Here is a 13,777-nt window from a genome sequence, read left to right on the forward strand (position 1 = left end):
ACCGACGAGTTACCTAAGGTAACGCCACGGTGCTAGCTTGCGCAGACCTTCATCGGAGCAGAGCGAGGAGTGAGCCGTGAGTCCGCGCAAGACCACCCGTTCGAGCTCGACCGTGAACACCCCCCACCTCCTTGGACCCCGACGGCCGGGACGCCGTACGGGGCGCCTGCTGGCCGCCTCGGTGGCCGCCGCGGCCTGTCTCGGCGCGGTGGCCGTACCCGCCTCCGCCGCCGCCACCTCCGCCGGGCCGGAGCCGGTGGTGTCCCGGGGAGTGACCATCCCCGCCTTCTACAACCCGCCGGCGCAGCTGCCCTCCGCCGACGGGTCCCTCGTCCGTACCGAGCCGCTGCCGCTCGGGCTCAGCCTCCCCGGGCTGGACGGCCGGCGAATACCCGGCACCGCGACGCGGCTGATGTACAAGTCCACCGACGCCGGCGGCGGGCCCGTCGCCGTCACCGGCGCGTACATCGAGCCGTCCGCCGCGTGGAGGGGCGACGGCCCCCGCCCCCTGGTGGCGCTGGCCTCGGGAACCATGGGCCAGGGCGACCAGTGCGCCCCCTCGCTCTCGCTCCAGCACCCGCTGACCATCGGCGAGGGCACGGTCTCCATCGGCTACGACAACATCGCGGTCTACCGCTTCCTCGCCGCCGGTGCCGCCGTCGTCGTCACCGACTACGCCGGCCTCGGCGCGACCGACCGGCTCCACACCTACGTCAACCGGGTCGACGAGGGGCACGCCCTCCTGGACGCGGCCCGCGCGGCGCGCTCCGTCTCCGGCGCCTCGATCACCTCCGCCTCACGGGTCGGTCTCTACGGCTACAGCCAGGGCGGCGGGGCCAGTGCTTCGGCCGCCGAGCTGCAGTCGTCGTACGCACCCGACGTCAATCTGGCGGGCACCTACGCCGGAGCCCCGCCCGCCGACCTCACCGAGGTCATTAAGGGCATCGACGGCAGCGCCCTGGCCGGCGCGCTGGCCTGGTCGATCAACGGCTTCGCCCAGTCCGACCCGTCCCTGAAGGCGGTCGTCGACGCGAACACGAACGACGTCGGCAAAGCCGCGCTGAAGGACGCCTCGACCATGTGCGTGGGCGACGCGATCCTCGGCCACGGCTTCACCAACAGCAAGAAGTGGACCGCGAACGGCAAGCCGATCGCCGACGTCATCGCGGCCGAGCCGAAGCTGCAGGCGGTCCTCGCCCAGCAGCGCATCGGCAATCTGAAGCCGGCGGCCCCGGTGCGGCTGGCGACCGGGGTGCAGGACGACATCGTCGGTCACGAGCAGGCCAGGCAGCTCGCGGTGGACTGGTGCCGCAAGGGCGCGAACGTCACGTACGAGGCCGTGCAGCTGCCCAACCTCGGGGACAAGATCCTCACCAATCACCTCGCCCCCTACCTCACCGATCAGGGCAGTGCCATCTCCTGGATGACCGACCGTCTCTCCGGCAGGAAGGCCGCCTCCAACTGCTGGTCGATGCCGCTCCAGCCCTGACCGTCCTCCTCGTGACCATCGAGGCCGCGGCGCGTCCGTTCCCGGATGCCGCCGCGGCCTCGCGTATTTTCACGCACGTGTCCCCATGGGGAGCTGCGCGCCGGGTGGGCGACCCGTAGTCTGGTTTATTGGACTAGACCTGTAGTCCGTAGCCGCTCCGAAGGATGGGAACACCATGAGCAACCGTGCACTCCTGGAGGTGATCGCTCTCGACGCGGAGGACGCGGTCGCGGCGCAGGCGGGCGGTGCGGACCGCCTCGAACTGGTCACCGACATGGCGGCCGACGGCCTGACGCCCTCGCTCGCCGCCTTCGAGGAGATCCGGGCCGCCGTGGCGATCCCCCTGCGGGTCATGCTCAGGGTCGCGGACGGCTTCGCGGCCGGTGACATCGGCGTCCTCGTGGAGAAGGCCCGCACGATGCGCGGCGCCGGTGCCGACGAATTCGTCCTGGGCTTCCTCGACCAGGACGGCCACGTCGACCTGGTCGCCGTCGAGCGGCTCGTCGCCGCGCTGAACGGCTGCTCGTGGACCTTCCACCGCGCCATCGACCGTGCGGCCGACCGCGATGTCCTGCGCAAGCACCTCGCCGACTTCCCGGGCCTGGACACCTACCTCACGGCGGGCTCGCCCAACGGCGTGGACGCGGGCCTGGAGACCCTGCTCGCCGAAGCGGAACACTCCGACCTGCCCGGCTACGAGCCGCAGATCATGGTGGGCGGCGGCCTGCGCCTGGACCACCTGCCGCGCCTGCGCGCCGCGGGCATCGGGGCCTTCCACATCGGAGGGGCGGCGCGGCCCGGCGGCTGGAGCGGCCCGGTGGGCGAGGCGGCGGTACGGGAGTGGCGCGATGCCCTGGACGGGTGAGGCGGGGGGCGTGCGTCGTGGCCCCGGCCCGGTGGTCACCGGGCCGGGGCCACGAACTGTCCCGCGCCGTCAGTCCTGTTCGGCTCGTCGGCGGCGCCGGCTCTGAGCCACGGCCCCGGCGGCGAACATCAGGGCGGCGCCGGTCAGTGACACCGCCGTCGCGACGGGCAGGTAACCGGCCGAGGAGTCGGCGGACACCAGGTCCGCCTCACCGGCCTCGGCCACATGCCCGGCGTGCTCCGCATGGACCTGCGCGGGCTTGATTCCGGCCTTCTTCTCGGCCGCCGCCAGCTCGGCCGCCGACATCCCGCCGCCCTTCATGCCGGTGACCTCGCCGTTGCCGCCGTCGAAGGCGACGTCGGAGCAGGAGTAGAAGTTCTCCTGGCTGTCCGAGCGGATCCACTGGATGAAGATCATGTGCTTGCCGGACTTGCCCTGCGGGAGCTGGAGGTTCCAGTAGTAGTTGCCTCCGTCCGAGCCTGCGCCACCCGCCTGCGGCGGGTTGGTCACGGTCTGGGTGAGCGTCAGGTCGTCCCACGCCAGGGGCTGGCTCGGCGACCAGCCGTCCTTGGTGATGTAGACGTTGAACTTGCCCGGGTGGGCTGCCCAGTTGCTGTACTTCACCTGGGCGGTGGTGCCCGCCGTGAGGTGGGTCGTCGGCCAGTCGCTGCGGGCCGCGTTGTACGACGAGAAGTTGTACGGGCCGTTGTGGCCACCGCTGCAGAGCTCGCCGTCCGGGATGTAACCCTTGGTCTTCCCGCCGCCGTTGGAGTCCAGGACGCCGAACCAGTTGTACAGCGGAGTGGTGCCGGTGGCCGCGACCGCTGCGGCACAGGCCGGGTTCGAGGGCATCTGGTTCCCGCTCGCGATCATGTCCTTGTAGCACAGATAGCTGCGCGAGCCCGGATCCATGGCGACGCCGTGGGCGGATGCGGGGGAGGGCAGGCCGGCCAGGGTGAGGCCCAACAGGCCGGCCCCCAGGAGGCTCAGCACGCGAGGCGCGCGCATCGGAGACGTGCTCCGGAAGAGGGTTCGCATGGCCATGAGGTTGATCTCCTCTGGGGGGATGAAGGAGAGTGCCAGGGTCTGTGGGAGCGCTCCCAAAAACGTAGCGCGCGCCGGGTGGTCTGTAAACGCCTCGCGCAGCGACTGCTGCAACTTCCCGCGAATGTGCGGGAGTTACGGACATCTGGGTGGCCGGGAACTGATCGCCGCCCCTGTTCGTCACTAAGAGTAAGCAAATGGACGGGGAGTGGAATCGTGACGGTCACACTGGGCGAAGAGATCATGCTGCTGTCCCTGGACGACGAGTCCGGGGCGGCCAAGGACCGGCAGGCCGCCGGATGGGCCGTCGCGGGCGGCATCCTGCTCGAACTCGTCCTGGCGGGGCGGCTCTCGGTGGACGGCGGCCGGTTGTCGGTGACCGACCGCACGCCCACCGGTGTCGCCCTGCTCGACGACCGGCTCGGTCTGATCGACGCCTGGGTGGCGAAGAAGAGCAAGCCGCCCAAGGTGACGGACTGGCTGACGAGGGATCACGGCAAGGCGGTCGAGGCCACGACAGAGAGCCTGCGGGCAGGTGGCCTCGTGAGCGAGGAGCGGCGCAAGGTGCTCGGCGTCTTCCCGGTGCGCCGCTACCCCGAGGCGGACGGGTCGACCGAGGCGGAGTTGCGCGAGCGCCTGGCCTCGGTGGTGCTGCACGGCGCGGATCCGGACGACCGCACGGCCGGCCTCGTCGCCCTGATCCACGCCGCCAAGCTGCACCGGCTCGCGTTCCCCGAGGTGCCGGTGCGGGAGTTGAAGCCGCGCATGGAGAAGATCGCGGAGGGCCAGTGGGCGGGCGATGACGTGCGTACGGCGATCCGCAACATGCAGGCGGCGATGGTGGCGGTCACCGTCGCCACGACGGTGGTGGTGACCGCTTGACCTGAGCCGACCTTTCCCGGCGTGTGCCGGTCGGGTCCCGCGTGTGCCGGTCGGGTCCCGCGTGTGGCGGTCCGGACTAGCCGAGTTGCTCCGGCAGCGCGGCCGCGTGCAGCACGACCAGGCCCGACACCGCGCGGGTCAGGGCCACGTACAGGCGGCGCAGGCCCGTGCGTTCGTCGGGCTCGCCGTCGACCACGGCCGCCGGTTCGTCCAGCACCACGTAGTCGTACTCCAGGCCCTTGGCCAGCGAGGCCGGGACCAGCGTCAGCCGGGACGCGGCGGTCGTCTCCTCGCCCGGGGAGAGATACGCGTGGCCCGCCGCCCCGAGCGCCGCCGCCAGGGCCGGGATGCGGGCGTCGGCGGCGATCAGGCCGATCGAGCCTTCGTTCCGCAGCGATTCCGCACACGCCGCGACCACCGCGGAGTCCAGCTCGTCGGCCTCCGCCACCTCACGCACCGCGAGGGAGCCGGGCGTCTCACGCACCGACTCCACCGGGGCCAGGCCCGGCGAGATCGCGGGGAGCAGCCGGGAGGCGTACGCGATGACCTCGCGCGGCACACGGAAACCGGCCGTGAGCTCCTCCACCACCGCGTCCGCCTTGCCCAGATGGAAGAGCGCCTGCTCCCAGCTCCCCGTCGACCACGGCGTCGTCCCCTGCGCCAGGTCGCCGAGCACCGTCGCCGAACCGGTCGAGCAGCGGCGGCCCACCGCGCGGTACTGCATCGGGGACAGGTCCTGCGCCTCGTCGATCACGACATGGCCCAGCGAGTGCGTCCGGGCCACCAGGTCGGCCGCCTCGTCGATCAGGACCGCGTCCGCCGCCGTCCACTTCGCCGACTTCACGCTGCGGGCGGGCTTCGCCATGACGATCTGCTTCTGCTCGTCATCGGTGAGGAGCCCCTCCGCGTGCGCGGCCAGGAACTCCGCGTCCGTCAGGAGCCGCAGCACCAGCTTCGCCGGGTCCACCGCCGGCCAGACCGCCTTCACCGCCGCCTTCACCGCGGGATTGCGCGCCACCGCGTTCTGCACCCGGTCGTCGGGGGCCTCGCCCGCCTCCTCCATCCGCACGAGGACGGCGTGGGCGATGCGCTGCGGAAGGGCCTCGTGGGCGGCCCCGTACCGCATGTCGCGGGCCAGCAGCTCGGTGGTCATCTCCTCGACCTCGTACGCCGGGACCCGCCAGCGGCGGGAGCCGCGCACCACCACGACCGGCTCCGTCGGAGGCGTCACGTGCGAGCGGATCGCCCGGCGCAGGACCTGCGCCATCCGTGCGTCGCCCTTGATCACCGCGGCGGCGGCCTCGTCCGTGCCACGCACCTCGACGCGCGCCGCCACCAGGTCCTCGACGGTGGCCTGCTGCACCTCCAGCTCGCCCAGCGCGGGCAGGACCTGCTCGATGTAGTGGAGGAACGACCGGTTCGGGCCGACGACGAGGGTGCCGGTGCGGGCGAGGCGCTCGCGGTGCGCGTACAGGAGGTAGGCGACACGGTGCAGGCCGACGGCCGTCTTCCCGGTCCCGGGGCCTCCCTGGACGCAGACCGTGCCGCCGAGACCACTTCGGACGATCTCGTCCTGCTCCGGCTGGATCGTCGCCACGATGTCGCGCATCGGGCCGACACGGGGCCGCTCGATCTCGGCCTGGAGGAGCTTGCTGGTCTGCTCGGTCTCCGCCGGGTCCGTGAGGTACTCGTCCTCGTACGCGGTCAGCTCCCCGCCGGTGTAGCCGAAGCGGCGGCGGTGGTCGACGTCCAGCGGGTTGTTCCTGGAGGCCTGGTAGAACGGCTGGGAGACCGGGGCGCGCCAGTCGATGACCATGGGGTCGCCATGGGCGTCGTGGACGTGGCGGCGCCCGATGTAGAACCGCTCTCCCTCGGCGCCCTCCGCCTTCTCGGCCCCGACCACGTGCAGATAGTCGAGGCGTCCGAAGAACAGCGGGGTGTGGGTGAGGTCGGCGAGCGCCTTGATGCGGTCGTCGATCTGCGACTGGAGGACCGCGGCGTTGACCCAGTTCGCGGTGACGTCGCGGATGTCGAGCGCCTGCACGTCCTCGCGCATGGCGCGCAGCGCGGCACGGGACGCGGCAAGGTGCGCCCGCTCCCTGACCAGTGGATTGCTTGACTCTTCGTGCGCGGGCACGGTGTTGCCTCCGGCTTTTCGTCGCAGGACGGCGGACAGGGCTCACCGCCCGGTCCGCTCGGGGACGTTCACACACAGATGCGCACGCGGGGTGGGCGCGTGCGGCTGTTGTCGGCCGGTTTCCGTCCGGTCGGCGGCGCTCCCCCGGCTGCCGGCCGCTCGAAGGGCAGGCCGGTACCACGGTGCGGGAGGCGGGCAGACCGGCGATTGTATCGACCGCCGCCCCCGGGGGCGAACGAATAGATCACGGGGACCGGACGTCCCCGCCGGGCGTCGGGGCGCCCGGTGTCGCCTACCGGCCGTCGGAAGCGTCCTGCTCCGACCCCTGGAAGTCGATGGCGGCTTCGCCGCAGGGTCCCGCCGGCTCCGAGCACACGCCCGATCCCACGGTGGTACGCCGGTCTGCGCACCGGGGTGCTACGGCCCGCCGCCGACAGGGAGTTCGGCCTCGACGAGATCGTCCGGGCGCACCGGTACCTGGAGCGGGGACAACAGGTCGGTAAGACCGTCTTGACGGTCCGACCGCGAGCGGCGCGGCACCGTCCGTCCCGTAGGGGACGGGTCCGTCTTTCGGCCGACCCGGATCCGCACATTCTTCGGCCGGTCGGCCGATGCAGGGGAGCGGGCCGGCGGAGCACCATGGAGTACATGAGCACCGTCCAGCTGAACCCACGAAGGACCGGCCCCGCGCACGGCGCCACGGCGGCCACCGGTCACCCACGCGGCCACCGCATAGGAAACGCGGTGCGCGCCGTCTCGGTCTTCACACGCACCGCGTTCGGTGTGGCCGTCCTCGGGGAGTACGCGGAGGAGGCGGGCGTCGTCCGCCGCCACCGCTAGGCCCCGGCCACCGATCCCTGTCAGCTCTCCGTCAGCAACTCGTCCGCGTCGACGATCCGGTACGCGTACCCCTGCTCGGCCAGGAACCGCTGGCGGTGCGCCGCGAAGTCCTGGTCGATCGTGTCGCGCGCGACCACCGAGTAGAACCGGGCCTCGTGCCCGTCCGCCTTCGGCCGCAGCACCCGGCCGAGCCGCTGTGCCTCCTCCTGGCGCGAGCCGAACGTCCCCGACACCTGGATGGCGACCGTCGCCTCCGGCAGGTCGATCGAGAAGTTCGCGACCTTCGAGACGACCAGCACACTGATCTCGCCCTGACGGAAGGCCTCGAACAGCTTCTCGCGCTGCGCGTTGCTCGTCTCGCCCTTGATCACCGGGGCGTCCAGGTGCTCACCGAGCTCGTCGAGCTGGTCGATGTACTGCCCGATGACCAGGGTCTGCTCTCCCTGGTGCTTGCGTACGAGCGCCTCGGTGACCTTCCGCTTCGTCGCGGTCGTCGCGCAGAACCGGTACTTCTCCTCGGCCTCCGCCGTCGCGTAGGCGAGGCGCTCCGAGTCCGTGAGGTTCACGCGGACCTCGACGCAGTCGGCGGGCGCGATGTAGCCCTGCGCCTCGATCTCCTTCCACGGGGCGTCGAACCGCTTGGGCCCGATGAGCGAGAAGACGTCCGACTCGCGCCCGTCCTCACGCACCAGCGTCGCGGTGAGCCCGAGACGACGGCGGGCCTGGAGGTCGGCGGTGAACTTGAAGACCGGCGCGGGCAGCAGGTGCACCTCGTCGTAGATCACGAGCCCCCAGTCACGGGAGTCGAACAGCTCCAGGTGCGGGTAGATCCCCTTACGGCGGGTCGTCAGCACCTGGTACGTGGCGATGGTGACCGGCCGGATCTCCTTGCGCGTACCGCTGTACTCGCCGATCTCCTCCTCGGTCAGCGAGGTCCGCTTCACCAGCTCGTGCTTCCACTGCCGGGCGGAGACGGTGTTGGTGACCAGGATCAGGGTGGTCGCCTTGGCCTCCGCCATGGCGCCGGCTCCGACCAGGGTCTTGCCCGCGCCGCAGGGGAGGACGACGACGCCCGAGCCGCCGTGCCAGAAGCCCTCGACGGCCTGCTTCTGGTACGGGCGCAGCGACCAGCTCTCCTGGTCGAGCTCGATCGGGTGCGCCTCGCCGTCGACGTATCCGGCGAGGTCCTCGGCGGGCCAGCCCAGCTTCAGCAGTGTCTGCTTGATCTGGCCGCGCTCCGAGGGGTGCACGGCCACGGTGTCCGGGTCGAGGCGCGCCCCGACCAGCGGCTGGACCTTCTTCGAGCGGAGGATCTCCTCCAGCACCGGCCGGTCGTTGGACGTCAGCACGAGCCCGTGGACCGGGTGCTTGGACAGGGTGAGGCGGCCGTACCGCGCCATCGTCTCGGCGATGTCGACGAGGAGCGCGTGCGGCACGGGGTAGCGCGAGTACTCCACGAGCGCGTCGACGACCTGCTCGGCGTCGTGCCCCGCGGCGCGGGCGTTCCACAGGCCGAGCGGGGTCACCCGGTAGGTGTGGATGTGCTCGGGGGCACGCTCCAGCTCGGCGAAGGGTGCGATGACACGGCGGCAGGCCTCGGCCTGGTCGTGGTCGACCTCGAGGAGCAGCGTCTTGTCGCTCTGGACGATGAGGGGTCCGGTCACGCGCGTCGGCCCTTTCCGGCGTGGGGTGGCCGCCGGGTGCGAACGGCCAAACGTCCAGTGTGCCTCATCGGCCGCCGACGGGCGGGGCTCCTGCGGCCGACGCCCCTGGAAGCGGGCACCGCGCGTACGTACCCTGAGACCGCCTGTGACGCACGTCATGGCACGGACGACGTCCGTTCCGACCGCCGCGGTCGTCCGCGATCCGCAGTGCTGCCGGCCATGTTCCTCCGGCGCTGACCCGGACGAAGGCCCCGGGCCCGTAGCGTGGAGGGATGGACGGAGCGGAAGCCGCAGGACGGGCGCCGGGCGCCGAGGACCGGGGCTTCCCGGCGCACCACGCGCCGCGGTGCGGCACGCCGGGGGAGCTGGACGCCCTCGTCACGCGGTGCCGCGCCTGCCCCCGGCTGGTCGCCTGGCGGGAGGAGATCGCCGCGACCAAGCGCGCGGCCTTCCAGGACTGGGACTACTGGGCGCGGCCCGTCCCCGGCTTCGGGCCGCCCGACGCCACGGTGGCGGTGGTCGGGCTCGCCCCCGCCGCCCACGGCGGCAACAGGACCGGCCGGATGTTCACCGGCGACGCGGCCGGCGACTTCCTCTTCGCCGCGCTGCACACCGTGGGCCTGGCCTCCCAGCCGTCCTCCGTCCACGCGGAGGACGGGCTCACGCTGCGCGGCGTACGGCTCACCTCCCCCGTGCACTGCGCGCCCCCGGCGAACAGGCCCACGCCGGAGGAACGCGACAACTGCCGTCCCTGGCTGGCCGCCGAACTGGACCTGCTGAGCCCGGGACTGCGCGCGGTGGTCGTCCTCGGCGGGTTCGGCTGGCAGGCGGTGCTCCCGGTGCTCGCCGAGGCGGGGTGGCGGCTGCCGCGCCCGCGTCCCGCCTTCGGCCACGGTGCGCACGTCGTGCTGCCCGCCACGGAGCGCAGGCAGGAACTGCACCTGCTGGGGAGCTACCACCCGAGTCAGCGCAACACGTTCACCGGCCGGCTCACCATGCCCATGCTGGTCGACGTGCTCCGCGAGGCCGCGACCGTCGGACGGCCCGGTCGTGGGGAAGTTGCGGACGGCGATATCGGGTAAATGGGACCGATGTGTGTCCGTAACTTCCCGACGACTTCTCAGGGCATCTGCTCGTCGGCGAGCTCCGCCACGCCCGTGATCCGGTGCAGCGGATACGTCCGGACCTCGTCGGCCGTGTGGTCGTACGCCGTCACGAAGCCGCCCTCCACCTTGACCGGGGCGATCACCCGCTGGCTGGCCGCGCCGTCGGCGTTGACGTAGCCGATCCAGACGGCCGAGCCGGTCATCGCGGCCGCCTGCACCGTGGCCAGGGTCTCGGCGGGGGCCGTGCGGGGGAGTGAGCCCGCCGTGGCCGTGTCCGGGCCCTCCTTGTGGACGGCTCTGGCTGCCGAGTCGCCCGCCCGGACGGCCCGGACCGCGGCGCTCAGCAGGGTGGCGTCCGGGACCGGCGGGCCCTCGGGGACGGGGACGGGAGGCGTACGCGGCGGAGTGCGGCGGGCGCCGGCGCGGGTGATCAGGACGTCACCCTCGGCGGACTCGGCGGCGGGGGCGTACCCCATCTCGCGCAGCCCTTCGAGGAGCGACCCCGGGTCGGCCTGCGAGGCCAGGACGGTCGGTGCCAGCCGGCGCAGCCGCAGGGTGGCCGAGCGCTTGTCGGCCAGGATCTCGTTGAGCACGGCCTCGTCGTCGCAGCGTACGTACGCGGAGGCGGCGCCGATCCGCAGGTGGCCGTGGCGTCGGGCCACGTCGTCGATGAGGTAGCTCAGCGGCTGCGGCACCGGCGTACGGCTGTGGGTGGCCAGGAAGGCGTGCAGGTCCGTCGCGGCCTGTCCGGCGTCGAGCGCGCGGCGTACGGAGCCGGGGGTGAAGCGGTAGACCGTCGCACCACCCTTGGACTCGATGTCGGCGAGCACCGAGAGCATGTCGGCGAGCGGGCGTTCCAGCGGGCCGGGGGCGACCGCCGTCAGGTCGGCCTGGAGCAGCACGTGGTCCAGGGGTTCGGGGATCAGCGGGGCGAGGCGGGCGGCGGCCGCGTCGGGGCCCTCGTCGAGCAGCGCGCGGGCCTGGGAGGAGAGGGCGCCGCGGCCGGTGATCCCCAGCAGCTCCGCGTCGTTGACCGTCCACAGGGCGATCCGGGAACGGAGGTCGGAGGCGTCGCCCGGCGCCGGCGGTCCGCCCGGGGCCTGGGAGCGCAGCGGCCGTTCCCAGCGGAGCCGGGCGAGCAGCGTCTGCGGGTCGGGAGCGGTGCCCGGCGGGAGCGAGGCGAACAGGGCCAGCACCCGGCGGCGTACCTCGGGGGCGGCCGAGCGGTCCAGATCGGGGCCGAGTGCGGACAGCGCCCTGCCCTTGGCGTCCTGGCCGCCGATCAGACCCGCGGTGCGGGTGGCGGCGAGCCAGGCGGTGGCGAGGTGGGTCCAGCGGTCCTGGGCGGGGAGGTCCAGCCACTCGTCGGACGCGGGCGTCGGGGCGTACCGCTCGTCGGTCTCGCCGTCGGAGGCCAGCAGGCCCGCCGCGTAGGCGAGTTCGATCCAGAAGGCGGCGACGGTCTCCGAGACGTCGAGCGCGCTCGCGGCGCGCTTCAGCTCGCGCACGCTCAGGCCGCCCGCGCGGAGGATGGCCGGACCGCCGTCGTTCCAGAGCTTGAGGAGCTCCTCGACGGTGGACAGCGCCATGAAGCCCTGACCCGCCGCCGCTCTGTCCACAGCCTGGGGATCCCGCTCGGCCGCCGCCACGATCACCGGGGGCACGGGCTCGGGCACCCGGTGGGCGCGGCCGGCCCGCAGATGCAGCGCCGCCTCGCGCGGCAGGACGACGGTGCGCGTGGACACGGGCAGCAACAGCCCGCGGTCGCGCAGCCATTGCACGGGCGGCGCGGGGTTCGGGGTGACCTCCCCGTACGGCGGCCCCCACACCAGCCGGTCGAGCACGGACAGCGCCTCGACGGGGGCGGTGTCCAGCAGCTCCGCCATCCTCGTCCGGTCCGTGAAGAGCCCGGCCAGCGCCGAGACGGCGGACACCGGGTCGTGGGTGGCGGGCAGCCCGGCGGCGGCCAGGATCTCCTGCAGCCTGCCGGGCGACATCCCGGCCGTGGCCTCGGAGACGGTCGGGCCGAGGCCCGTGGGGGAGGGGTGCTGCGGTGACGGGGCGAGCAGCTCGCGCGCGGTGCGCACGAGGTGCAGCCGGGTGTCCTCGCCCCAGACCAGGGCCTGTTCGCGGAGCGTCGAGAGGGCGCCGGGCAGCGCGGCGGTGATCGCCGCACCCGCGTCGTCGCGCCCGTCGCCGTCGTCCTGGCCGTCACCGGTGAGGAGCGCGAGCAGCGTGTCGTACGGCGCCGGGTCCGGCGCCACGGCCAGCGCCTCCGCGGTCTGCAGGGCGAAGCGGTCGAGGTGCTCCAGCGCACGGACGACGGAGGCGCGGGTGCCGGCCCGCGTCGCCAGCTGGGTGATGTCGTTCGGCACGGGGCTGAGCAGGTCGGGGCGGGCACGCAGCAGCCCTGCCAGCGATTCGTCGCCCCGGGCGCGCAGAGCTTCGGCGAGCGTGCGCGGTGGTGTGGTCGTCCCCATCCGTCCCACGGTAGCCCCTGGAACGCTACGGTCGGGGCAGGGCGGTGGAGGGAGAACGATCGCGTGGGGATCGAGAGCGACCAGCTTGTCTACGACTACCTCAGCCGGGTCGGTGACCTGGCACAGCAGCAACAGCTGTCCTCGGGCGCCCGGATGAGGCTCGTCGCGACGCTCCGGGGCGAGATCGACCGGCAGCGCTCCACGGACGGCTCGGACTCTCCCGCGGTGGTCCGGCGCATCCTCGGACGGCTCGGCGCCCCGGGTGAACTCGTGGCCGCTGCGGCCGAGTCGGGCGACGGGGCGGTGTCCCTGCCGTCTCCCCGGGCGGACGCGGCCGCGGGCACGGCCACGGACACCGCGGAACCGCGCGGGGTACCACGGGCGCGGCGGAGCGTGCTCGGGAAAGCCGCGCCGCGCAAGGGCGCGTCGCCGGGCCGCAAGGAGCCCCGGAGCGCCGCCGGGAGCCCGGAGTCGGGGCTCGGGGAGCCGGACACCGAGAAAAGGGCGTCCGGCGAGCCGGACCCGGACTGGCCGTCGGCTTCCGCGCCGCACATGGCCGGCCTGGACCAGGCGCCCGCCGGGGCGGAGCCCGAGTGGTGGCGGATCGAGCCGGGACCCTTCGGTGAAGGCGGACCCGGCGGGCAGGGCGTGCCGGGGGCCATGGGGCCCGGCACCGCCGTGCCGGGGTTCGTGGGCGGGCTGGAGAGCCCGGAGCTGTTCGGATTGCCGAGCGCTCCGAAGGCCCCGGGGCCGCGTGCGCCGGCCGAGGCGGAGGAGCCCGGGCCGACGGAGGCCGGGAAGGAGGCCGAGCCGCCGGCGCCCCGGCGGCGGAAGCTACGGCTGCGCCGTGTCCGGCGGGCCGCCGTGGACGGCGAGGCCGCCGTGCGGCCCCGCCTCTCGAACCCGTTGCTGCTGCTGGCGGCTGCCCTGCTGGTGGCCGGCGCCGTGACCGGGTCGTGGCTGGCGCTCGCGGGCGGCTGGCTGCTGGCGTACAGCTCGCGCAAGTTCTCGCGCGCCGAGGCCAAGTGGGTCGCGCTGGGCCTGCCGGGCGTGGTCGTGGCCGGAGCCTTCGTCTGGCTGTGGGGCCGTACGGACGGCCGCTGGGGCGAACCCCTCGCGGCGGACGCGATGGGGGACGCGATGACGGACGTCTGGCCCGTGGTGGTGCGGGTGGCGGCGGTGTCGTCGGCGTTGTATCTGGTGTGGCGGTCACGCAGGCTGGCGGGATGACAGCGGCCGGCACGGAGAGTGTACGTTCGTACACTTCAGG

General features: G+C 73.3%; 10 protein-coding genes and 1 pseudogene. 7 read left to right on the top strand and 4 right to left on the bottom strand.

Going from position 1 to position 13,777, the window contains the following annotated elements:
• Positions 1–76 precede the first annotated feature (76 nt).
• Together ACIQM3_RS01080 and ACIQM3_RS01085 are read left to right on the top strand one after the other, a co-directional pair.
• Positions 77–1,489: a lipase family protein gene (locus ACIQM3_RS01080; protein WP_401617100.1), complete on the top strand. Its 1,413-nt coding sequence runs from the start codon at positions 77–79 to the stop codon at positions 1,487–1,489.
• 175 nt (positions 1,490–1,664) lie between these two features.
• On the top strand, positions 1,665–2,354 hold the full coding sequence (locus tag ACIQM3_RS01085; RefSeq protein ID WP_401617103.1) for a copper homeostasis protein CutC: 690 nt from the start codon (positions 1,665–1,667) through the stop codon (positions 2,352–2,354).
• Between the two features lie 69 nt (positions 2,355–2,423).
• Here the strand turns inward: ACIQM3_RS01085 and ACIQM3_RS01090 are convergent, their stop codons facing one another.
• Positions 2,424–3,398: a lytic polysaccharide monooxygenase gene (locus ACIQM3_RS01090; RefSeq protein WP_401617106.1), complete on the bottom strand. Its 975-nt coding sequence runs from the start codon at positions 3,396–3,398 to the stop codon at positions 2,424–2,426.
• Positions 3,399–3,614: 216 nt separating this feature from the next.
• Here ACIQM3_RS01090 and ACIQM3_RS01095 point away from each other — a divergent pair, with 216 nt between their 5' ends.
• Positions 3,615–4,280, top strand: a complete 666-nt coding sequence (locus tag ACIQM3_RS01095) for a GPP34 family phosphoprotein (protein ID WP_401617109.1) — start codon at positions 3,615–3,617, stop codon at positions 4,278–4,280.
• 76 nt (positions 4,281–4,356) lie between these two features.
• On the opposite strand, the gene ACIQM3_RS01100 is transcribed toward ACIQM3_RS01095, so the two are convergent.
• A complete protein-coding gene (locus ACIQM3_RS01100) occupies positions 4,357–6,417 on the bottom strand; it encodes a HelD family protein (RefSeq protein ID WP_401617112.1) in 2,061 nt (686 codons plus the stop codon).
• A 285-nt stretch (positions 6,418–6,702) separates the two neighbouring features.
• On the opposite strand from ACIQM3_RS01100, the pseudogene ACIQM3_RS01105 reads away from it, so the two are divergent.
• Both ACIQM3_RS01105 and ACIQM3_RS01110 read left to right on the top strand, forming a co-directional pair.
• Positions 6,703–6,918, top strand: a pseudogene (locus ACIQM3_RS01105) (zinc-binding dehydrogenase); the annotation flags it as partial.
• A gap of 147 nt (positions 6,919–7,065) precedes the next feature.
• Positions 7,066–7,257: a hypothetical protein gene (locus ACIQM3_RS01110; RefSeq protein WP_401619916.1), complete on the top strand. Its 192-nt coding sequence runs from the start codon at positions 7,066–7,068 to the stop codon at positions 7,255–7,257.
• Between the two features lie 20 nt (positions 7,258–7,277).
• Here ACIQM3_RS01110 and ACIQM3_RS01115 read toward each other — a convergent pair whose 3' ends face one another.
• A complete protein-coding gene (locus tag ACIQM3_RS01115) occupies positions 7,278–8,921 on the bottom strand; it encodes a DNA repair helicase XPB (RefSeq protein WP_401617115.1) in 1,644 nt (547 codons plus the stop codon).
• A 272-nt stretch (positions 8,922–9,193) separates the two neighbouring features.
• On the opposite strand from ACIQM3_RS01115, the gene ACIQM3_RS01120 reads away from it, so the two are divergent.
• The gene (locus ACIQM3_RS01120) at positions 9,194–10,003 is read left to right on the top strand and encodes a uracil-DNA glycosylase (protein WP_401617118.1); all 810 of its coding nucleotides are present in this window, start codon (positions 9,194–9,196) and stop codon (positions 10,001–10,003) included.
• Positions 10,004–10,041: 38 nt separating this feature from the next.
• Here ACIQM3_RS01120 and ACIQM3_RS01125 read toward each other — a convergent pair whose 3' ends face one another.
• The gene (locus tag ACIQM3_RS01125) at positions 10,042–12,507 is read right to left on the bottom strand and encodes a helicase-associated domain-containing protein (RefSeq protein WP_401617121.1); all 2,466 of its coding nucleotides are present in this window, start codon (positions 12,505–12,507) and stop codon (positions 10,042–10,044) included.
• Between the two features lie 63 nt (positions 12,508–12,570).
• Between ACIQM3_RS01125 and ACIQM3_RS01130 the strand changes: the two genes are divergently transcribed.
• Complete coding sequence (locus ACIQM3_RS01130) at positions 12,571–13,737, top strand: hypothetical protein (RefSeq protein WP_401617124.1); 1,167 nt, start codon at positions 12,571–12,573, stop codon at positions 13,735–13,737.
• Positions 13,738–13,777: the final 40 nt, after the last annotated feature.

It is taken from the genome of Streptomyces sp. NPDC091271 (assembly GCF_044757505.1).
Taxonomy (GTDB): domain Bacteria; phylum Actinomycetota; class Actinomycetes; order Streptomycetales; family Streptomycetaceae; genus Streptomyces.

Excerpts from the sequence above, each read along its gene's own strand:
- ACIQM3_RS01085 (WP_401617103.1), top strand. The coding sequence starts at position 1,665 with ATGAGCAACCGTGCACTCCTGGAGGTGATCGCTCTCGACGCGGAGGAC.
- ACIQM3_RS01090 (WP_401617106.1), bottom strand. The coding sequence starts at position 3,398 with ATGGCCATGCGAACCCTCTTCCGGAGCACGTCTCCGATGCGCGCGCCT.
- ACIQM3_RS01110 (WP_401619916.1), top strand. The coding sequence starts at position 7,066 with ATGAGCACCGTCCAGCTGAACCCACGAAGGACCGGCCCCGCGCACGGC.
- ACIQM3_RS01120 (WP_401617118.1), top strand. The coding sequence starts at position 9,194 with ATGGACGGAGCGGAAGCCGCAGGACGGGCGCCGGGCGCCGAGGACCGG.
- ACIQM3_RS01125 (WP_401617121.1), bottom strand. The coding sequence starts at position 12,507 with ATGGGGACGACCACACCACCGCGCACGCTCGCCGAAGCTCTGCGCGCC.